The sequence below is a fragment of the Pseudomonas sp. GD03862 genome, from assembly GCF_029840855.1.
Classification (GTDB): domain Bacteria; phylum Pseudomonadota; class Gammaproteobacteria; order Pseudomonadales; family Pseudomonadaceae; genus Aquipseudomonas; species Aquipseudomonas alloputida.
In genome coordinates this window covers 12,764-32,444 of record NZ_JAOCDI010000043.1, presented here as the reverse complement: position 1 = coordinate 32,444, position 19,681 = coordinate 12,764, and the positions used below count along the sequence as shown (strand labels likewise).

The 19,681-nt window shown below is 63.7% G+C and carries 20 protein-coding genes; 8 read left to right on the top strand and 12 right to left on the bottom strand.

Features of this window, described 5'->3' with window-relative positions; genetic code table 11:
• Window positions 1-30: 30 nt before the first annotated feature.
• The 4 genes from N5D53_RS22490 to N5D53_RS22475 form a co-directional block, all read right to left on the bottom strand.
• Complete coding sequence (locus N5D53_RS22490) at window positions 31-630, bottom strand: START domain-containing protein (RefSeq protein WP_279840848.1); 600 nt, start codon at window positions 628-630, stop codon at window positions 31-33.
• A gap of 89 nt (window positions 631-719) precedes the next feature.
• Complete coding sequence (locus N5D53_RS22485; protein ID WP_003247865.1) at window positions 720-1,556, bottom strand: bifunctional allantoicase/(S)-ureidoglycine aminohydrolase; 837 nt, start codon at window positions 1,554-1,556, stop codon at window positions 720-722.
• Between the two features lie 133 nt (window positions 1,557-1,689).
• On the bottom strand, window positions 1,690-3,054 hold the full coding sequence (locus tag N5D53_RS22480) for an LLM class flavin-dependent oxidoreductase (RefSeq protein WP_104961511.1): 1,365 nt from the start codon (window positions 3,052-3,054) through the stop codon (window positions 1,690-1,692).
• 16 nt (window positions 3,055-3,070) lie between these two features.
• Entirely contained in the window at window positions 3,071-4,051 is a 981-nt protein-coding gene (locus tag N5D53_RS22475) for an aliphatic sulfonate ABC transporter substrate-binding protein (RefSeq protein WP_129933019.1), read from the bottom strand.
• Window positions 4,052-4,330: 279 nt separating this feature from the next.
• Here N5D53_RS22475 and N5D53_RS22470 point away from each other — a divergent pair, with 279 nt between their 5' ends.
• Entirely contained in the window at window positions 4,331-5,014 is a 684-nt protein-coding gene (locus N5D53_RS22470; protein ID WP_014590743.1) for a TetR/AcrR family transcriptional regulator, read from the top strand.
• 36 nt (window positions 5,015-5,050) lie between these two features.
• On the opposite strand, the gene N5D53_RS22465 is transcribed toward N5D53_RS22470, so the two are convergent.
• Complete coding sequence (locus N5D53_RS22465) at window positions 5,051-6,058, bottom strand: GlxA family transcriptional regulator (protein WP_003247873.1); 1,008 nt, start codon at window positions 6,056-6,058, stop codon at window positions 5,051-5,053.
• A 161-nt stretch (window positions 6,059-6,219) separates the two neighbouring features.
• Between N5D53_RS22465 and N5D53_RS22460 the strand changes: the two genes are divergently transcribed.
• Window positions 6,220-6,690, top strand: a complete 471-nt coding sequence (locus N5D53_RS22460) for an FAD/FMN-containing dehydrogenase (RefSeq protein WP_230064351.1) — start codon at window positions 6,220-6,222, stop codon at window positions 6,688-6,690.
• Window positions 6,691-6,793: 103 nt separating this feature from the next.
• Entirely contained in the window at window positions 6,794-7,006 is a 213-nt protein-coding gene (locus N5D53_RS22455) for a PLDc N-terminal domain-containing protein (protein ID WP_003247877.1), read from the top strand.
• 44 nt (window positions 7,007-7,050) lie between these two features.
• On the opposite strand, the gene N5D53_RS22450 is transcribed toward N5D53_RS22455, so the two are convergent.
• Entirely contained in the window at window positions 7,051-7,377 is a 327-nt protein-coding gene (locus tag N5D53_RS22450) for a hypothetical protein (protein ID WP_279840845.1), read from the bottom strand.
• Between the two features lie 345 nt (window positions 7,378-7,722).
• Here N5D53_RS22450 and N5D53_RS22445 point away from each other — a divergent pair, with 345 nt between their 5' ends.
• Both N5D53_RS22445 and N5D53_RS22440 read left to right on the top strand, forming a co-directional pair.
• Window positions 7,723-8,145 carry a RidA family protein gene (locus N5D53_RS22445; protein WP_010954380.1) on the top strand — a complete coding sequence of 141 codons (423 nt, stop codon included), beginning with the start codon at window positions 7,723-7,725 and terminating at the stop codon, window positions 8,143-8,145.
• A gap of 149 nt (window positions 8,146-8,294) precedes the next feature.
• Window positions 8,295-9,167, top strand: a complete 873-nt coding sequence (locus N5D53_RS22440; RefSeq protein ID WP_121161584.1) for a DMT family transporter — start codon at window positions 8,295-8,297, stop codon at window positions 9,165-9,167.
• Here the strand turns inward: N5D53_RS22440 and N5D53_RS22435 are convergent.
• Together N5D53_RS22435 and N5D53_RS22430 are read right to left on the bottom strand one after the other, a co-directional pair.
• A complete protein-coding gene (locus N5D53_RS22435) occupies window positions 9,164-9,883 on the bottom strand; it encodes a TorF family putative porin (protein WP_104961513.1) in 720 nt (239 codons plus the stop codon). The two genes, N5D53_RS22440 and N5D53_RS22435, sit on opposite strands and share 4 nt — an antisense overlap.
• 81 nt (window positions 9,884-9,964) lie before the next feature.
• A complete protein-coding gene (locus tag N5D53_RS22430; protein ID WP_064614264.1) occupies window positions 9,965-10,216 on the bottom strand; it encodes a hypothetical protein in 252 nt (83 codons plus the stop codon).
• Between the two features lie 245 nt (window positions 10,217-10,461).
• Between N5D53_RS22430 and N5D53_RS22425 the strand changes: the two genes are divergently transcribed.
• Window positions 10,462-11,922, top strand: coding sequence for a DUF3300 domain-containing protein (locus N5D53_RS22425; protein ID WP_279840844.1), 1,461 nt, complete (start codon window positions 10,462-10,464; stop codon window positions 11,920-11,922).
• A complete protein-coding gene (locus tag N5D53_RS22420; RefSeq protein ID WP_279840843.1) occupies window positions 11,919-12,812 on the top strand; it encodes a DUF2950 domain-containing protein in 894 nt (297 codons plus the stop codon). Before N5D53_RS22425 ends, N5D53_RS22420 begins: the two co-directional genes overlap by 4 nt.
• A 60-nt stretch (window positions 12,813-12,872) precedes the next feature.
• Here N5D53_RS22420 and N5D53_RS22415 read toward each other — a convergent pair whose 3' ends face one another.
• The 4 genes from N5D53_RS22415 to N5D53_RS22400 all read right to left on the bottom strand — a co-directional run bounded on the left by N5D53_RS22415 (window position 12,873) and on the right by N5D53_RS22400 (window position 18,830).
• Window positions 12,873-13,829: a helix-turn-helix domain-containing protein gene (locus N5D53_RS22415; RefSeq protein ID WP_104961516.1), complete on the bottom strand. Its 957-nt coding sequence runs from the start codon at window positions 13,827-13,829 to the stop codon at window positions 12,873-12,875.
• A 148-nt stretch (window positions 13,830-13,977) separates the two neighbouring features.
• Window positions 13,978-16,062 carry a hydantoinase/oxoprolinase family protein gene (locus N5D53_RS22410; protein ID WP_279840842.1) on the bottom strand — a complete coding sequence of 695 codons (2,085 nt, stop codon included), beginning with the start codon at window positions 16,060-16,062 and terminating at the stop codon, window positions 13,978-13,980.
• Between the two features lie 13 nt (window positions 16,063-16,075).
• Window positions 16,076-17,821, bottom strand: coding sequence for a hydantoinase B/oxoprolinase family protein (locus N5D53_RS22405; RefSeq protein WP_012052132.1), 1,746 nt, complete (start codon window positions 17,819-17,821; stop codon window positions 16,076-16,078).
• Between the two features lie 154 nt (window positions 17,822-17,975).
• Entirely contained in the window at window positions 17,976-18,830 is an 855-nt protein-coding gene (locus tag N5D53_RS22400; RefSeq protein WP_104887739.1) for a LysR family transcriptional regulator, read from the bottom strand.
• A 92-nt stretch (window positions 18,831-18,922) separates the two neighbouring features.
• On the opposite strand from N5D53_RS22400, the gene N5D53_RS22395 reads away from it, so the two are divergent.
• Window positions 18,923-19,351, top strand: a complete 429-nt coding sequence (locus N5D53_RS22395; protein WP_064493384.1) for a multidrug/biocide efflux PACE transporter — start codon at window positions 18,923-18,925, stop codon at window positions 19,349-19,351.
• The last annotated feature ends 330 nt before the right edge of the window (window positions 19,352-19,681 follow it).

The following is a 19,681-nucleotide window of genomic DNA, read 5'->3' as shown; positions in this document are numbered from 1 at the left end:
GCTGCTGTCGGCCTATGGCCTGCCGGCACTTCAAGGTTGGCGCTCAGCCACCGCTCGCAACGTACGCAACGTCACCACCGGCGTATCCACCACAAACCGGTTGGCCAGCCACCCTGGCACATCCCCGGCAGGGGCGGCTTGCAACTGGTAGGTCACCTCGGTCACCCGGTCACCCAGCGGTTTCATCTGCCACACACCACTCAGGTGCTCTACCCGGATCAGGCCGTCAACCCTGGGGATCCTGTCGGGATCGGCGCTCAGGTGGCGCACCAGGGTACCGTCGACCAGGCGTTCGCTGGTCACTTTCAGCACAATGTCCCGTGGCCTCGCCGGCCAAGGCAGCTGAGTGGTCAGGTACACCCAGGTGTTGTCACCCTCCACATCCAGCAGTCGCATCTGGTCACAGGCGTACAGCCACTTGCAGGCCACCCGCAGGTTATCCTGCAGGTCAGTGAGCGTGCGCAGGCTGGCTTTCATGGTGCTGACACCACGAAATTGCTGGTAGGGCGAGTCGCCTGCATCTTTCAGGTACACGCGAATGCCTTCGCGGTCGTAGGCCAGGTGCCAGTCATCGGCGGCCAGGGCAGAGGCGCACAGCAGCAAGGCCGCGAGCAGCAGGCAGCGGTTCATGGCCGGTACCCTGCAGGGGTGGGTGTTTCAGTATGCGCGGCAAACAGAAAGCCCGCCAGGTTGGCGGGCTTGCGGGCATCAGCCTGGGCTTAGCGCTTAGGGTTCAGTGTCAGGTGTACGTGACGGTTCACGTCCTTGTACAGCAGGTAGCTGAAGTTGCCTGGGCCGCCGGCGTAGCAGGCTTGCGGGCAGAAGGCGCGCAGCCACATGAAGTCGCCGGCTTCCACTTCGACCCAGTCCTGGTTCAGGCGGTAAACTGCCTTGCCTTCCAGCACATACAGGCCGTGTTCCATCACGTGGGTTTCTGCGAACGGAATCACACCGCCCGGCTGGAAGGTGACGATGTTCACGTGCATGTCGTGGCGCATGTCGGCCATGTCGACAAAGCGGGTGGTTTTCCAGCGGCCTTCGGTGCCCGGCATCTCGATGACGGTGGCGTTGTCGCGGTGGGTGACGAAGGATTCCGGTACGTCCAGGCCTTCAACCTTCTGGTAGTGCTTGCGCAGCCAGTGGAAGGTGACGTTGGACTTGCTGTTGTTGCGCAGGCTCCACTCGGCGCCCGGGGCCAGGAAGGCGTAGCCACCAGGTACCAGGGTGTGGTGTTTGCCTTCGACGGTGATGTCCAGTTCGCCTTCGACGATGAACACCACGGCTTCCGCATCGGCGTCCAGCTCAGGGCGCTCGCTGCCGCCTTCCGGGGCCAGTTCGACGATGTACTGGGAGAATGTTTCGGCAAAACCGGTCAGCGGGCGGGCGATGACCCACATGCGCATCTTGTCCCAAAAGGGCAGGTGGCTGGTGACGATGTCACGCATCACGCCTTTGGGGATGACGGCATAGGCTTCGGTGAACATGGCACGGTCAGTCAGCAGCTCGGTTTGAGCCGGGTGCCCACCGTGGGGGGCGAAGTACGAATGGTTCGACATGGACGATCTCGACTTGTTGTTCTCTCCCCATGCCTTGAACCGCACCGGCCGGTGCGGCGCAGGGGATGTGGCCACAGAATAGGGTCGAGTGCGTGGCATCCACAAATTAAATGTTGGAATACCCGGTATTTGATCACTGAATGCTGACCTGACGTCCAACGTGCTGTTCGGGCAGCTGGCCGCCGCGGCCGAACAGCTTGTGGCGCAGGGGGCCCTCGGTGTAGCTCAGCGGGTAGCGGCCGCGCCGTTGCAGCTCGGGCACCAGCAGGTCGACTACATTGGCCAGGTCGTCCGGTTGCACGGCGTAGGTCAGGTTGAAACCGTCGATACCGGTATGGTCCAGCCAGGTTTCCAGCTGGTCGGCCACCTCGCTGGCAGCGCCGATCAGCACGGGGCCGCGACCGCCCAGGCCAACGAACTCGGCGGCTTCGCGTACGGTCCAGCGGCGAGTGGGGTCGGCGGCGGTAAAGGCTGCCAGGGCAGCACGGCCAGCATCGTTCTCGACGTACTCGATCGGTGCATCGGGGTCGAGGCCGGCGAAGTCGATACCGGTCCAGCCTGACAGCAGCGCCAGGGCAGCGTCCAGGTCGACATAGCGGCGATAGTCGTTAAAGCGGGCCTCGGCCTCTTCCCGCGTGGGGGCGACGATCAACAGCGCCTGGGCGTAGATCAGCACTTCGTCACGGCCCCGCCCGGCCGCTTCGCAGGCCTGGCGGATGCCGTCGGCGTAGCGGCGCAACACCGTTGGCGTTGGCCCGCTGATGAACACGCATTCGGCATGCCGTGCGGCAAACTGCTGACCGCGTGCCGACGCACCGGCCTGGAACAACACCGGGGTGCGTTGCGGCGACGGCTGGCACAGGTGCATGCCGGGCACCTGGAAGTGCTCGCCCACATGGTTGATCGGGTGTACCCGCGAGGGTTCGATGTAGCGCCCACTTTCACGCTCCAGCAGCACGGCGTCGTCGTCCCAGCTTTTCTCCCACAGTTTGTACAGCACCTGCAGGTATTCCTCGGCCAGGTCGTAGCGTTGGTCGTGGCCCAGTTGACGCGCCAGGCCGAGGTTGCGCGCAGCGCTGTCCAGATACCCGGTGACGATGTTCCAGCCGACCCGGCCATTGCTCAGGTGGTCGAGCGTGGACATGCGCCGGGCGAAGGGGTAGGGGTGTTCGTAGGTCAGCGAAAAGGTGACACCGAAACCCAGGTGCTCGGTCACCCCGGCCATTGCCGGCACCAGCAGCAGCGGATCATTGACCGGCACCTGCACGCCACCGCGCAGGGCGGCTTGCGGGCTGCCTTGATAGACGTCGTAGATGCCCAGCACATCGGCGATGAACAGGGCGTCGAACAGGCCGCGTTCGAGCAGGCGGGCCAGGTCGGTCCAGTAGCTCAGGCGGTTGAACGCCACACTGGTGTTGCGCGGATGGCGCCACAGCCCAGGGGACTGGTGGCTGGCAGCGTTCATGCTGAAGGCGTTGAAGCGGATCGGGCGAGGCATGGTCAGCGCGCTCCGTTCAAGGCAACACAGAGGCCGGGTAGACCGCTTCGGCCACCTGTAGCTTGCGTGGAATCAGGCCCAGGCCCTGGAAGGTGTCAGCCAGCTTCTGTTGTTCGGCAACGATCTGCGGGGTGATAGCGACGGCGTTGTAGTTGCGCCGTTCGCTGGCCACTTCCAGCACCTGGGTGCTGATCCCCAGCTGCGGTGCCAGCAGCGCGGCCACTTCGGCAGGCTTGGCGTTGGCCCACTGGCTGACCTTGCCCAGCTCGGCAAAGAAGGTTTTCAGCAGAGCACGGTGCTGGTCGGCAAAGCTGGCTGTGGACAGGTAGAAGGTGCGGTTGTTGGACAGGCCGCTGCCGTCGCGCAGGTTCTTCAGCCCTGGCTGGCTTTCTGCGGCGGCGAGGAACGGGTCCCAAAGGGTTACGGCCTGCACGCTGCCCGATTGCAGGGCGGCCACGGCATCGGCGGCATTGTTGACGTAGGCGGGAGTAATGTCCTTGTAACTGAGCCCAGCCTGCTGCAGGGCGACGGCCAGCAGGTACTGGGCATTCCATCCGCGGCCGGTGGCCACGCGCTTGCCTTTCAGGTCCTGCACACTGGCCAGGTGGTCCTGCTCGCGCACGACCAGGCCGATGCCGCGTGGGTAGGGTTGTTCGGCGGCCAGATAGACCACAGGCTTGCCTGCGGCCTGGGCGAACACCGAGGGGGCATCGGCTGCGTGGCCGAGGTCGATGGCGCCGGTGCTCAGTGCCTCCAGGAGCTGGGGGCCGGCGGCGAACTCATGCCAGCTGACCTTCACACCTTGCGGTGCCAGGGCCTTCTCCAGGGCGCCGCTGCCTTTGAGGATGTTGATGCTGTTGAATTTCTGGTAGCCGATGCGCAGTGTCGTGGCGTCGTCGGCAATGGCTTCGGACCAAGGCAGCAGGGCGCTGGCGACGCTGGCCAGCAAGCCGCCGATCAGCAGGCGGCGTAGCGGGGAGAAAGCATGTTTGGGCATGGGCATTGCTCCTTGAATCGGGTGAGAGGCGATCTGCCCAGACTAAGGAGGTGGCGTTTGGCTTTCAATTTATATATTCCAGTTTGTTAGATTGTTTTGTTATTTTTATATCCTTTTGTTTGTATGGGCTTGGCGTCTATCCTTGCGGGAGCGGCCATGAACCGAGAAAGGCTTGCCGATGGCCAAGGCATGATGGCTACCCGACCAACAGCGTGCTTCCCTGCATGGCCGCGCTAACGGATAATCCCCCGCATTCCAATAAACAGCCTGTGAGTGGGTATGAGTGATTCCGTAGTCGGCCTCGGCCAGCCTGAAACCGAAGGGGTGCGCAAAACGCGCAAGAACAACCCTGAGAAAACACGCGAGGACATCCTCCAGGCCGCCATCAGCGAGTTCGTTCAGCAAGGGCTGGCCGGCGCCCGCGTCGACGCCATTGCCGAACGCACCGCCACTTCCAAGCGCATGATCTACTACTACTTCGGCAGCAAGGAGCAGCTGTATTGCGAGTGCCTGGTGAAGTTGTACGGGGATATCCGCAAGACCGAGCAGAGCCTGGACCTGGAGTCGTTGCCGGCTGAGCAGGCGATCCGCCGGCTGGTGGAGTTCACCTTCGATCACCATGACCGCAACGTCGATTTCGTGCGCATCATCTGCACCGAAAACATCCACTATGGCGAGTACGTCAAGCAGTCGCCGGCCATTCGCGAAATGAGCAGCCTGGTGCTGGAGGCCTTGGGCAACACCCTGCGCCGTGGCGTTCAGGAAGGCGTGTTCCGCGCTGGCATCGAGGTCATCGACCTGCACATGCTGATGAGCTCGTTCTGCTTCTACCGGGTGTCGAACCGCCATACGTTTGGCGAGATCTTCCAGATCGACCTGTCTGATGAGCAAATAAAGCTGCGCCACAAAGCCATGATCTGTGATGCGGTGTTGCGGTATATCCAGCTCGAGCCTCGTACCTGAGATTGCTCGAGCGCCTGGGCTGACTCGAAGCCTGGGTCACTCGCCCAGCCGTTGCTCGCGCGACGGCGGGTAGCCGAAATACGCTGCATAGCACTTGCTGAAGTGCGACACCGAGACAAACCCGCAGGCCACTGCCACCTCCATCACCGACAGGTCGGAATACTGCAGCAGCCGGCGGCTCTTGGTGATGCGCAGCTCCATGTAGTAGCGCCGGGGCGACGTGCCCAGCTGGGCCTGGAACAGGCGGTCGATCTGCCGCCGCGAGCGCCCGCTATAGGCGGCCAGCTGATCGAGGCTGAGGGTTTCCTCCAGGTTGTTCTCCATCAGCTCGACAATGGTGCGCAGGTGCAGGCTCATGGACTTCTTCGCTCCAGGACCCACCTGGCGGTAGCGCGCACCGGAGAATGACAGGATTTCCTCGACGCCTTCGGCCAGGCCATCACCATACAGCCGGCGCACCAGGCCCAGCATCAGCTCCATGGCGCCATTGGGGCTGGCGGCGCTGAGGCGGTCACGGTCGAGGGTGAAACTGGCCGGGGTGATGCGGGTTTGCGGGCTGCGCTCCGACAGGCTGGCCCGTTGCTCGGGGTGGATGCTGCAACCGTAGTCGTCCAGCACCCCGGCACGGCCAAGGAACCAGGCGCCGTTCCACAAGCCGCCCAAGGCCATGCCGTGGGCCGCGCAATCGTCCAGCAGGCGATCGAGTTCCGGGTACTTCAGGGGGGTGCGCAAGCCGCCACAGACCACCAACAGGTCCAGCTCCTTCAGCGCCGCGGCGGACAGCTCGGTGGCCACCAGTTCCAGCCCCAGGTCGCTGAGCACCCGGTCGCCGTCCAGCGACAGCGGGGTGAACTGGAAGCTGTCGGCACGTAGCAGGTTGGCCGTGACCAGTACGTCCATGGCCACCGTGAAACTGGCCATCGAGAAGTGTTCGAGCAGGATGAAGTCGACCCGATAGGGCGCCTGGGCATTGGCGCTGCTTGTTTTGAGCCGTAGCATGTTGCTGGTGCTGGTCTTTTGGCTGAACTGGCGTGGCGTGGGCACTCTGGACTCCGCTTCCTGGCTGGCCCGCAGAGTGTGGACGGTGCCCGGAGGAAAGACAATCTCCCCGGTGGCTGTGTCGTATTACAGGTCGTGTTCAGGCAAACCAGCCTGTCCTGGTGCTTTACCGCTATGCTGACCTCCCGTCATTGAGGATGCCGCTGATGAGATATGCCGCTGTAGTGTTGCTTAGCCTGTTGCCGTTGCTGGCCAACGCCCTGGAGCAGGGCGACAGGCTCGCCCCGTTCACGCTGCTCGACCAGTACGACCAGGCCTACAGCCTTGCTGCCGACACGCAGATTCTGCTGGTGGCGCGTGATATGGACGGTGCCAAGCTGGTCAAGGCGGCACTGGCCGAGCAGCCCAAGGGCTACCTGGAAGCACGGGCCGCTGTATTCGTGGCCGACATTCAGCGCATGCCTGCGCTGATCAGCAAACTGTTCGCGGTCCCGGCCATGCGCGATTACAGCTACCGGGTGCTGCTCGACCGTGATGGGCGAGTGGCCAGCCGTTACCCCGGGCAGGAGGGCCAGGTGCAGTGGTTGCAACTGCAGCAGGGCGTGCTGGTCAGCCAACGGGCGTTTACCGATGCAGCGGCGTTGAAGGCTGCACTGGAGAATGCACCACGGCAATGAGGCCCTATCGCCGCGCCTGCAAAGAGGCGCGGTGAGTCAAATCAATCTGAACCCTCAGCGCTTGCAGCAACCCAACCCAATACATGCCATTGGGAGAGCGCTCATGGAAATCGGTACGATCTGGATCATCATCGCGGCCTTGGTCATCCTGCTGGAGATCTGGGCCATCTGGCACATCATCGGCAGTGAACGGCGCGCCGAGCGCAAGATGCTGTGGATCGTTTTCGTGGTCTACGCCCCATTCCCCGGTTTGCTGTTCTGGGCCTGGCGCGGGCCGCGGGCGGTGAAGGGCAGGGCGGTGCTGCAGGAAAAATGACGGTTTGCGGCCTCGGGCGCGGGGGCGCCTGAGGCCGTCGAGGTTCATTTGGGCAGGATGTCGAAGCGTATGGCCGGCCCCAGCCCGTCCACCATCAGGCAGCCGTAGAACTTCACGGTGGACAGTACGCGCAGTTCCTTGAGCGCGTCATGGATGTAGTCGCGGACCAGCTTTTCAGCTTCCCGCTTGCGGTCAGCGAGGGTGGTGCCATTGAGCGTGATCATGCCAAGCAGCGTGGTTTCAATGTGCTCGACGGAGTCCAGGCCGAGCTTTTCCCGCAGGTGCAGACGTGCCTGTGCCGCATCGGTTTCATCGCGTGGAGCGTTGTGCGGCTTGATGGTATAGGCCAGCTGAAAATCAAATTTGCTCATCGGTTTTTCCTTGTTGGTTAAAGGCCTCCATGCCGGGCTTTGCAATCTTGGCTCTGTACGAAAAGCCCTGATACTTGTTCATGCTGCGTTGAAAACAGCCTCGGAATGCTCATGTACTCCAGTACAGTCGGGCGCGACCCCGGCCGTTCCTCGGCTGTTTTCGCCTTGCCTGACCTGCGTCTCAAGACTTTTCGTACAGAGCCTACGGCCTTACAGCCACTGCGCAAACACACGCGTGGTTTTGACATGACGATGCCTTGTACGAAATTTCCTACTTTATGCTTGACCTCGAGTTAGCTTAAGGTCCGATACTCCGGCGCTCTTTCAACCGAGCGAGGGCTTGTCGTGACCCCATCAAGCGCATTCCAGCTGAGCAACCCCGAAGGCCTCTACGACCCCAGTGGCAACGCCTACTCCCATGTCGCCGAAGTGCGCGCTGACAGCCGTCTGCTGTTCATCGCCGGTCAGGGTGGGGAGGATAGCCAGGGCCAGTTGTCACCCGTGTTCGCCGAACAGGCCCGGCAGGCGCTGGCCAACCTGGAGCGGGCCCTGGCGTCGAAAGGTGCCAGCCTGGCCCAGGTGTTCAAGCTGACCCTGCTGATTGTCGAGCACTCCGAAGCGCGCCTGCACCAATGGGTGGCTGAGGCCGACAGGGCCTGGGGAGCGCACATGAAACCGACCTGCACGCTGATACCGGTGCCCCGGCTGGCACTGGACGGCATGCTGGTGGAGATCGAAGCAGTAGCCGCCGTCTTGCTCAAAACCTGAAAAGCCGACGCGGTCGCCCGTAGGAGCGGGTTTACCCGCGAACACCGGCGTAGCCGGTGCCATCCTCACGGTGGTTCTTCCTTGTATATCGGTGCCGGTCCTGACTAAATGCCGCTATAACAACAATCCCACTCAGAGGTGACCACACCATGAGTACAGGCACGACCACGCTTACTGACCGCAAGACCAGCGCCTGGCTTTGGCCTGCTCTTTTCAGCCTGGTGGCGTTTGCCGCCAACTCGGTGTTCTGCCGGCTGGCGCTGAAGGACGGGGCGATCGACCCGGTATCCTTTACCGTGGTACGTCTGGCCAGTGGTGCGCTGTTTCTGCTGTTGCTGATTCGCCTGCGCAAGCCGGTGCAGGCCATGGGCGGCAGTTGGTGGGGCGGCCTGGCCCTGTTCCTGTACGCGTTCCTGTTTTCTGCGGCGTACCTGCAACTGGGCGCAGGTGCAGGGGCGTTGTTGCTGTTCGGTGCCGTGCAGATCACCATGTTCGGCTTTGCGTGGTACAGGGGCGAACACATCACTGTACGCATGCTGCTGGGCATGCTGATTGCCTTTGCCGGCCTGCTGGTGCTGTTGTTGCCTGGCGTCTCGGCGCCGCCGTTGGCCAGTGCCTTGCTGATGGCCCTGTCCGGTGTGGCCTGGGGGGTGTATACGCTACTGGGCAAAGGCTCGCCCAGGCCGCTGGCCGACACTGCCGGCAATTTTGCCCGTAGCTTGCCGTGCCTGGTGCTGCTGCTACCGATGCTGTTGCTGGGTGCCGGCCCGCACCTCACGCCACTTGGCTTGTTGTATGCCTTGGGTTCCGGTGTGCTGGCTTCTGGCGCAGGCTATGCCGTTTGGTATGGCGTGGTCAGGCAGATCAGAGCGCAACAGGCGGCGACCCTGCAACTGAGTGTGCCGGTGATTGCCGCACTGGGTGGGGTTGCGCTGATTGGCGAACCGGTGTCGTTGCGTTTGTTGATCGCCTGTGTGGTGGTGTTGGGCGGTATTGCCCTGGCGCTGGCGCCGCGCCGTTAAAAAAAACTGCGCTGGGCCTTGAGTGTGACCACGCTGTCGCAATAGGTATTGATGCCCGAATAGGCATCGCAGCTCGCGCCACTCAGGCTGGAGTTGCTGTAGATCAGGTTCAGGTCGATGCCCAGCCAGGGCCGCGACAGCTCCAGTGACCAATCGGAAAAGGTATTCACCTGGCTGCCATCGCCAATGGTGAACGGCGTGCCCAAGCGGTGGTGGGCGAGCTTGACGGTGAAGTCGACGTCGAACATCGGCAGATGGCCGAAGTCGGCGAACAGCGTGCCCGTGCGGTTGTCGGGGTTGTCGCGCAGCGCCCCGCCGAAGCGGCTGCCCAGCACCGAAATACCCCCATACAGGGCGTAGCTGTCGGGGCCTGCGATATTGGGCTGACTGTAATGGATCAACCCTACCTCATAGCCCAGGCTGCTGTCGAAATGGTGCTTGTAGCCCAGGTAGCTGTCCAGGCGCAGGGTCGAGTCGGGGGTGACGCCCATGCTTGGGGCGTACTGGCCCAGGTACCAGCCACTGGGGTGGCTGAGGTCGAGCCCGCCATGGAATGCGCCAACGGCACTGGGTGAGATAAGCCCTTGCGCCATACTGCGTGAGGGGGTGGTGCCGAGTGTGAAGTCGAAATCGCCCAGTTGGCGTTTCATCTGCTGGGCTTGCGACGCGGGGCTTAAAAGCAGTGCAGCACTCAGCAACAGAAGGGGCCTGATCATGGTCTCCGTCCTGGAAGGCTTGCGGTTGAGCGGTAGAGGATACCTGCGCAAGTGGAGGGAGGGAACCGCCGGTTAGCCCGTTCAGCCTTTGGTCGAAGGTTCAGCGTCGGCAGCCTCGGTCACGACAGGCAGGTTACCGGCACGCAGGATCACCCGCCGTTGCTGCTCGTAATTGTCCAGCGACAGGCCGCGGCGCTGTAAGGCTTCCAGTTGCAACTGGCGGGTTTCCTCGGCGGTGTACGGGCGCAGTTCAGGGTGGCTGGCACAGCCGCTGATCACGGCGATGGCAAAAACGACAAGGGTGGCGGACAGCTGGCGGGCCAAGGTATTCATCGGTTAGCTCCAGGGCAGTCTAGGAGGCATCGTGGGGATGACGCTAGGTTATGCGGCCACAGCGTTCGGTAGAAATTGCCCTGCTCGATAGTGACTATCGACGGTTCCGGCGAAGTCCACCTATAGACTCGAACGCATCAACCATCCCACCGTTGAAGCGCGAAAAGTTTGCGTCCCCTCGTCTGGTCAAAAGCACCGCCATTGCTACCCTTAACCCACGCGGTCTGACCTCATGGGGATAAGCGATGCGCATGCCATTGTTTGCTGTCCTGTCGGCACTGCTTTGCCTGAGCGCTGCCCCGGGCCTGGTGCTGGCCGAAGACGTGCCCGCGCCGGATCCGGCGCCTTCCGCTGCCACGCCCGTAGCCAAGGACCCGGTGTTCTCCCAGGAGCAACTGGACCAGATGCTTGCCCCCATTGCCTTGTACCCCGATCAGTTGCTGGCTCAGGTGCTGATGGCGTCAACCTACCCGGGGCAGGTCAATGAAGCCGTGACCTGGTCCAAGGCCAACCCCAAGGCCACCGGTGACGATGCAGTCAGGCAAGTGGCCAAGCAGCCCTGGGACCCTAGCGTACAGGCACTGGTGGCCTTCCCGCAGGTGCTGGCAACGCTTGGCCAGGACCCGGTCTGGGTGCAGCGCCTGGGCGATGCTTTCCTAGCCCAGCCCGATGATGTCATGGGCAGCGTGCAGCGTTTGCGCCACCAGGCGCAGGCCGCCGGCAATCTGCAGAGCAGCCAGTACCAGAACGTAACCGTGCAGACCGCACCTGTGCCAGCCGCCAGCGGCAGTAGCACCCAAGGGGCAGCGGCCAGCAGCCCGCCCACCACCATCGTCATCGAGCCGGCCGACCCGCAAGTGGTGTATGTGCCCAGCTATAACCCGACCACCACCTATGGCACTTGGGCCTACCCGGCCTCGCCGCCGGTGTATTACCCGCCGCCGCCCATGTACTACCCCGGTTCCGCGCTGGTGGCCGGCCTGGCCTTCGGTACCGGCGTGGCGATCGTCGCCTCGCTGTGGGGCGATTGCGACTGGGACAACAATGACATCGACATTGACGTCAACCGCTACAACAACCTCAACGTGAACAACCGCATCACCAACAACCAGAACAAATGGCAGCACAATGCCGCCAACCGCGACGGTGTGCCATACCGTGATTCTCGCAGCCGTCAGCAGTACGGCCGCCAGCTGGACGGTGCCACTCAGCGCACCGCGTTCCGCGGCGACGACGCCCAACGGGCCCAGGCCCGAGACAAAGCCCGGGCATCGATGGACCGCGCAGGTATCGAACGGCCGGCTACCAGTAACCGTCAGGCCCGCGAGCAAATGCGCGAGGCCAAGGCAGGCAATCCTGACGGCAACCGCATGCCGTCCCGTGATGATGGCGCGCGGGCGACTGACCGTCGGCAGGAAACCCGCAATGACCAAGTCCGCCAGCAGAACGGCAACCTGGCCAATCAACGCCGGCAGGGCGACGGCCAGGTGCGGCAGCCGGCGCAGAGCCGTCCTGCCAATACGGCAGGCCGTGCCCGCAACAATGCCTTCGACGGTGTGCGCTCGCCGTCGCGCACCAGCGTGCAGGCCAACCGCGGCCGTACCAGCCAGTCGTTCGCTCAGCGGCCCGGTGCGTCGCGTGCCGCCGGGCACCCGATCTCCCGGCCCAGTGCGCCCGCGCGTCGCGGCGCAGGAGGCCGTCGATGAAGCGCCCAACACTGGCTGCATTGCTGCTGACGGCAGGTCTGGCCTGGTCGTTCATGGCCGCTGCCCAGCAAGCCTTCCCAACGCCGGAGAAGGCCGTGGAAGCCTTTGTCGCGGCGCTGGGCCAGGAAAAACCTGATGAAGCCCGTCTGGCCCAGTTGCTGGGCGATGACTGGCGCACCTATATACCGCGCGGTGGTGTGCAACGCAGCGATGTGGATACCTTTCTCGAGCAGTATCGCGCACAGCACAGCATCGACATGTCAGGCGAGGGCAAGGCCATCCTGGCGGTGGGCACCGGTCACTGGACCTTGCCCATACCGCTGACCAGGAGCAGCCAGGGCTGGCGCTTCGACCTCAAGGCGGGCAGTGCCGAAATCCGCGCCCGTCGTATCGGGCGCAACGAGCTGGGTGTCCTGCAGTCGCTGCTGGCCTATCACGATGCGCAAATGGACTACGCCACCCAGGACCATAACGGCAATGGTGCGCTGGAGTACGCACAGAAGATTTTCAGCGAGCCGGGCAAGCATGACGGGTTGTATTGGGATGACGATGGCGACGGTGACGTCAGCCCGTTGGGCCCGCTGTTCGGCCAGGATGTGGTCGGTGACGCCTGGTATGGCTACCACTTCCGCATCCTGGATGCACAGGGCCCATCCGCCCCGGGCGGTGCCTACAGCTACCTGATCGGCAACCAGATGAGCCGTGGCTTCGCCATGGTCGCCTGGCCGGCCAAGTACGACGACACCGGGGTGATGAGCTTCATGATCAGCCATGACGGCCAAGTGTTCGAGAAAGACCTCGGGCCGCATGGCGACAGGCTGGCGAAGGAGATGAAACGCTTCGACCCGGATGACAGCTGGAAAGTGGTGGATGTGGCGGCGGGGGATTGAGCCCGCCAAGCCAACGCGACCGCGCCCCTTGTGAGCGCGGGCAATTTTCCGTTGTTGTGATCAGTGCGTACGCGTAGCCCGCACCTCGCTCGCCGTGCACCCATACTGCTGGCGGAACGCTCGGGTGAACTGCGCCTGATCGGCAAAGCCCCAGCGAAATGCCAGTTCGCCGATCGCCAGGTGGCAATGCGGGTCAAGCAGTTGCCGGTGCACGGCCTCCAGGCGTTGACGGCGTACCCACTCGCCAAGGGTGTAGGGCGTGATCGCGAACAACTTGTGCAGATAACGCAGCGACAGCCCACAGGCGCTGGCGATGGTTTGTGGCGACAGCTCGGGGTCACCCAGGTTTTGCTGCACGTACTGCTCGACCCGCGTCAGGTGCAGGGTGCTGAGGTTGCTGCCTTCGCTGCCCAGCACGCGCTCATCCTGTTGCAAGGCCAGCAGCAGGGTGGCGGAGGCCTGTTCCAGCAGTAAATGCCGGGCTGCCGGGGGGCTGGTGTCGAAATGGCGGGCACACAGGTCGAGTTGCTCGACGAAGATACGCCCCAGGCCCTGACGGGCATCGAAGCAATGCCGGGTATAGCGCTTGTGCCCCAGCAGGTTGGCCTTGAGCGCGCGCTCGGGCAGCTTGAGCACCCACAAGTCGTTCTGCGTGCCGTAGTGGAAGCGGTAGGGTGCATCGCCGCGCTCGACGATGAAACCGCCCGGGCTGCAACTGATCTGGTGGCCGTCCTGTTCAAAGTGCACCTCGCTGCCATGCGGCACGGTCACCAGGTAGAACGCTTCATGGTCCTGGCCGATGTGCGCTTTGCTGCGCGAGTAACCCAGCTGGCTGGACCGCAGGCGCGACAGGCTGAGCGGTGTGCTCGGCGTACTCCAGCGCTGCAGGTGGCCATCGAACGGCTGTCCGGCAGCAAATTCAAGGCTTAGCGGAAAATAGGTGTCACTGATGGCTTCGGCCCAGCGTACCTGGCGCTCTGGCTGTGGCCAGCCGTGGGTCGAGAGTTCTGTGGGCATGGTGGGTCCTTTTTCAAAGAGGGCAGCATTGAAAAAAGGAACTGCAGGCAAGCTACTCAAGCAGCTCTTGTTATTGTACGAACCGCCCGGCAGCGCAAAACTGCCGGGCGGTTGTCAGGCCCATGATCGGCGCGCGCCGACCCCAAGATCAACCCCCGCGTGTCACCCGGTAGGTGGCCGAAGGCTCCAGGCGCGCCTGCCAGCCGGGTGGCAGGACAATGTTGGTGGTGTCTTCCTCGATCACACAGGGGCCATGCACGGTCTGCCCTGGCAACAGGTGGTTACCGTTGAACACCGGTGTGGGCTGCCATTCACCGTCGGCACTGAACAGCATCGGGCGGACGGATTGCGCGGTGGGGGCGGGGGGCTCGGCCGGCCCCTGCAGCTCGGGTTGCGGCGGGCGTGGCAGGTGGCCGATCACCGAGCACTCCAGGTTCACCAGCTCCACCGGGCTGTCGGGTTCGCTGTACGAGTACAGGGTCTGGTGGCGGCTGTGGAAGCGGCTGACCAGCGCGGCCAGCCCTGCCTCATCCAGGCTGTGCTGCTGCAGGTCCACACTGCACTCATGAATCTGCCCCAGGTAGCGCATCTCCAGGGTGTAGTGGCAGCTGCTGGCCTGGTCGCCAAAACCGTCTTCGCGCAGGTTGGCCAGGCCTTGCTCACGCAGTTCGGTGAGGGTCTGGTTGAGTTGCGCCAGGTCGACGTGCCCGGCGTCCAGGCGCATCGACAGGCTGGTGAGCTGGTCGTAGCGCACGTCGGACAGGATCTGGCCGAACGCACACAAGCCCGAGGCCACTTTGGGGATCAGCACGGTGTGCATGCCGATTTCTTCGGCCAGGCGCACCACGTGCATGCCCGCCGCACCGCCTGCGCCGATCAGGGCGAAGTCACGCGGGTCGTGACCGCGCTCGATCGATACGCGGCGGATGCCGTTGACCATGTTCAGGTTGACCAGGGTGGTGATGCCGAATGCCGCGCGTTCCACACTGATGCCCAACGGTTCGGCGACCTTGCTCCGGATGGCGTCCAGCGCGGCCTGGCGGTTCAGGCGGATACTGCCGCCCAGCAGTGCGCCGTCGGGCAGGTAGCCAAGAGCCAGGTTGGCGTCGGTGACCGTGGGTTCGCGGCCACCCTTGCCGTAGCACACCGGCCCAGGCATGGCGCCGGCGCTGCGCGGTCCGACCTGGAGCATGCCAAACTCGTCCAGGTGGGCGATGGAGCCACCGCCGGCACCCAGGGTCTCCACCTGAATCATCGGCACGCCGATGCGCTGGCGCAGGAAGTCCACGTCCTTGCTGAAGTTGGTGCGTCCGGCGTTGGTCAGGGTGATGTCGAACGAGGTGCCGCCCATGTCCACGGTAATGACGTTGTCGATACCGAACGGCCTCGCTACCGCCAACCCGGCTTGTGGTGCTGAGGCCGGACCGGAGTTGATCGCGTTGACGGCGCGCTCACGCATCAGGTGCCCGGGCGCCAGCCCGCCATTGGACTGGAAGTAGCGTACTGGCTGCTGTGCGCCAAGCTCCTGGAACAGGCTGTCGATGCGCGCCACGTAACGTGCCATTACCGGGCTGAGGTAGGCATTGACCACGGTGGTGGAGGTGCGGGTGTATTCGCGGATCTGCGGGAACACCTCGCAGCCGGTGCAGACGAATACCTCGGGCAGGGCAGCCCGTACCAGTTCGGCGGCCCGCTGTTCGTGGCTGGGGTTGCGTACCGACCACAGGAAGGAAATAGCCACGGCCTGCACGCCTTCGGCACGGAAGTAGTCGATGGCGGCATGGATGGCGGCTTCGTCCAGCGGGCTGTGCTCACGACCATCGCCAAGGATTCGGCCACCGATCGGGCGGCGCAGGTGGCGTGGGGCAAGCATGTGTGCCGGCGGGTAGTGGGCGTCGTAGCGGTGGCCTTCTTCCTTGTGGCCCAGGCGGATTTCCAGGCTGTCCTCGTGCCCCTCGGTGCACAGCAGGCCCACCTTGACCCCGGTGCGCTCGATCAGCGCGTTGAGGGCCACGGTGGTGCCGTTGATGCACAGGTCACAGTTGGCGATCAGTTCGGCCGGGCTGCGCCCGGTGGCGTCGGCGATCTGTGCCAGGCCGGCGCGAATGGCCAGGGTGCCGTCCTGGGGCGTGGACGGGGCCTTGAACAGCTGCACGCCGCCGTCGCGATCGGCCAGGATGAAATCGGTGAAAGTGCCGCCGGCGTCTACGCCCAGGCGATATTGGTTACGCATGCGTGTTCTCCGGTTAGCGCGGGGCGCGGGCAAGGCGGGTGGCTGTTTCGTCCAGTTGGCCATCGGCATCGAGGACCACGCCATATTCCAGGGCTGCGCCTTGTGGCGAGACCAGGCCGTTGCGCACGTCCTCCAGTACTGCTGCGACCCGACGGCGCAGCGGGTCGCCGTAGCCACCACCCCCTGGGTTGATGTTGATGATGCGTTCGCCGGGTTGCAGGGTGAGCATGGGGTTCTGTGTGTAGTGGTCTTCGCGGCCATCGGCGTGGCGATGGATCAGCCGGCCCAGTTTGGGCTCAAGCAGGGCATTGCGAGCCCCGGCGGCACCGGCGGTGGGCAACTGGCGGCCCTCGCCGAAGCCGACCACGGTCATGGCGTGGTCCAGCGGTTCGATCTCCAGGCGGGTGCCCGAACCCCCGCGCAACTCACCGGCGCCACCACTGTCGGCCATCAGGCTGTAGCGGTGGATCAGCACCGGATACGCGTGTTCGAGCAGCTCGATGTCACCGCTCATCAGGGCCCCGAAGCAGCACAGCGGGCCGCAGGCGTGCCAGCCATCCATCACCTTGTTGGCACCGGCACCGGAAATGATCGAGGCCAGCACCATCGTCACGTACTCGCTATTGCCGTTGCGCGGGTCGCGGCCGGCAATGTTGATGCCGCTGGTATGCCCCCAGGAGGCCGTTACCCGCTGTGGCGAGGCCTGTTCCAGTGCCGTGCGCACGGCATCGGCGAGGGTTTCCATCGGCGTGGTGGTGCAATTGACGTGAGGCGCGGGTTCCTCGGCATTGCACAGCGTACCCCTGGGGCCGACATCGACCGTTACGCAGCGATACAGGCCTTCGTTGTAAGGCGGCGCCACCTGGGCGAACATCATCAGCCCCAGGTACACCCCGGATACCGAGTTGCCCTCATAGGAATTGATGAAGTACGGCACCTGCGGCGGGCTTTCGATGCGCACATGGGCCTGGTCGCCACGGATCTGCACATGGGCGGTGATGGCCAGTTCACCCAGGCCGTGGCCGGCATCTTCGAGCACGGCGGTGCCGCTGTAGTCACCATCCGGCACATCGCGCAACAGCGCCCGCATGTGTCGGTCGGCCATGTTCTTCAGTTCGGCGATGCAGGCACGCACCTGTGCCACGCCGTACTTGTCCAGCAGCTCCAGCAAGTGCCGCTCGCCGACCTTGCAGGCGCCATACTGGGCATTGAGGTCGCCTTCCTGATAGGGGCGGGCGCGCATGTTGGTGAGCATGAAGTTGATCACGTCCTCACGACGCTTGCCCTTTTCCCACAGCTTGACCGGTGGAATGCGCAGGCCCTCGGCGTAGATCTCCTTGGCATCGGGGTTGTAGCCCGCCGGCACCGGGCCGCCGATGTCGGTCAGGTGGCCCTTGCAAACGGTCCAGAACACCAGCTCGCCTTGGTAATACACCGGTTTGTACATGCAGCAGTCGAGAATATGGCTGCCCTTGTAGGCGGGGTCGTTGTGGTAGATCACGTCGCCTTCGGCGATGTCGTCGCCGAAGAACTCGGCCACGCACTTCATGGCCGGGATCAGCGAGCCCAGGTGGATGGGAATGTCCTGGCCCTGCAGGATCATTTCCGGCAAGTGGTCGAACAGCGAGTTGGAATAGTCGTGGGCCAGGTTGAACACACTGGAGCGCCCGGTCTTTTCCAGGGTCAGGGTCATTTCGCGTTGCGCTGTCTCCAGCGCACCCCGGACAACCGCAAGGGTGATCGGATCTACTGTCTGCATAGGTCACCAACGTTTGTTCTTGTGCTTTTTGGGTGCGTGCCGCAGCGGGGCGGCGCGTGGTGACAGGCTAAGGGGCGGGGTGGGGGGAAGGCTTGTCGCTGGGTGTACCGGTTGTTGTGTCTGGGCGCACTTCAAGTTCGGGCAGGCGACACAACTATTGCCCCAACATCTGTCGCACCAGCCATTGCCCGGCCGGCCCCAAGGCACGCCGGCTCGACCAGGCCACATCCATATCCACCCGCCGGGGGTAACCCGCTATCTGCAACTCCACCAGCTCGTTGCCAAACCGTTTAACCAGTGCCCTGGGCAGTTCGGCCCAGCCAAACCCGCGCACGGCGAACTCCAGCAGGGTCAGGTAATCCGGTGCCGACCACGCTTGGCCACGGCCATGGTGCAGGCTGGGGGCATAGGTCTTGATATACAGCTGTCGGGCGTTCTCCAGATGCTGCGCCTGTACCTGCGCCAGGCTCGCCAGCGGATGCTCGCTGGCGACATATACGCCGAACTCTGCCTGCTCCGGCAAGCGCGCCACGGCCACGTCGGCGGGGTAGCCGGGCTGTGTGGCAAGGATGCCGACATGGGCCAGGCCCTGCTGGACCATCTCGATCACATCAGCGTCCTCCGCCGGGCCGCAGCGTAGCTCGGTATGGGGGTAGTGCTGGGCGAAACGAGTCATCACCGCCCCTTGGAACGTTACGCTGTAGCTGTCCGACATCACCACAGATACCAGCGCCTCTACATTTTGCGCCAGTCGCACTGCCAGCGCATCGAGCTGGGCGCTGGCATCGAGAATCGCCTCGACATGGCTCAGCACCTGCCTGCCCGCTTCATTGAGCGTGGGGTGGCGGCCATTGCGGTCAAATAGCGGACAGCCAATATCGGCCTCGAAATTGGCGATGGCGATGCTGACAGTGGACTGGCTTTTGCGCAGCTTGCGCGCCGCCGCAGAAAACGAACCTAGCGAGGCGGCTTCGGTAAAGGCGACCAGAGCTTCGGGAGAGTAACGCATGGTATTGATAAAACCGATGGTAGCTATATCGCGAGTATCAGTTCTATCAAAGAGAATGGGAAGCACGACTCACGCAATGGATGGGATTTGCAATGAAAAACGTGTCTTTCACCGAACGCCTGGTCCACGCCGTTGGCTATGAAGTTTTTGCGGTACTGCTGTGTGCGCCGCTGCTGTCCTGGATCATGGGCAAGTCGTTGGCAACGGCGGGCGCGCTGGCGGTGACCCTGTCGGTGATCGCCATGCTGTGGAACATGGTCTACAACGCACTGGTCGATCGCTGGGTGCAAACCGAACGCATCAACTGGAAGGCCAGTACGCGTTTCGTGCACGGTCTTGGCTTCGAAGCCGGTCTGGTGGTGTGGTGCCTGCCGGTGGCGGCTTGGATGCTGGAGGTTTCGCTGCTGCAGGCGTTCATGGTGGAGCTGGGCTTCTTCGTGATCATCCTGCCCTACACCGTGGTGTACAACTGGGCGTTCGACAAAGCCCGGCACCTGCTGGTGCAGCGGCGCCTGGCATGATTCGGCCACCCGGCGCGGTTCATTGATCAGGGGGGACACAGGTCGGTGGTTGAGCACAGGCCGTCGTGTAGGAGCGGGTTCACCCGCGAAAGGGCCGGCCCTGCTGGCCAATTTCCACCCGCAGTTCACCGTTGCCGCCACTACCGTATTCGCGGGTAAACCCGCTCCTACCACGGTGGTGGTCACACGTCGGGGATTGGGCGCAGGCCGTCGTGTAGGAGCGGGTTCACCCGCGAAAGGGCCGGCCCTGCTGGCCAATTTCACCAGCCGTTCACCGTTGCCGCCGCTACCGTATTCGCGGGTAAACCCGCTCCTACCACGGTGGTGAAC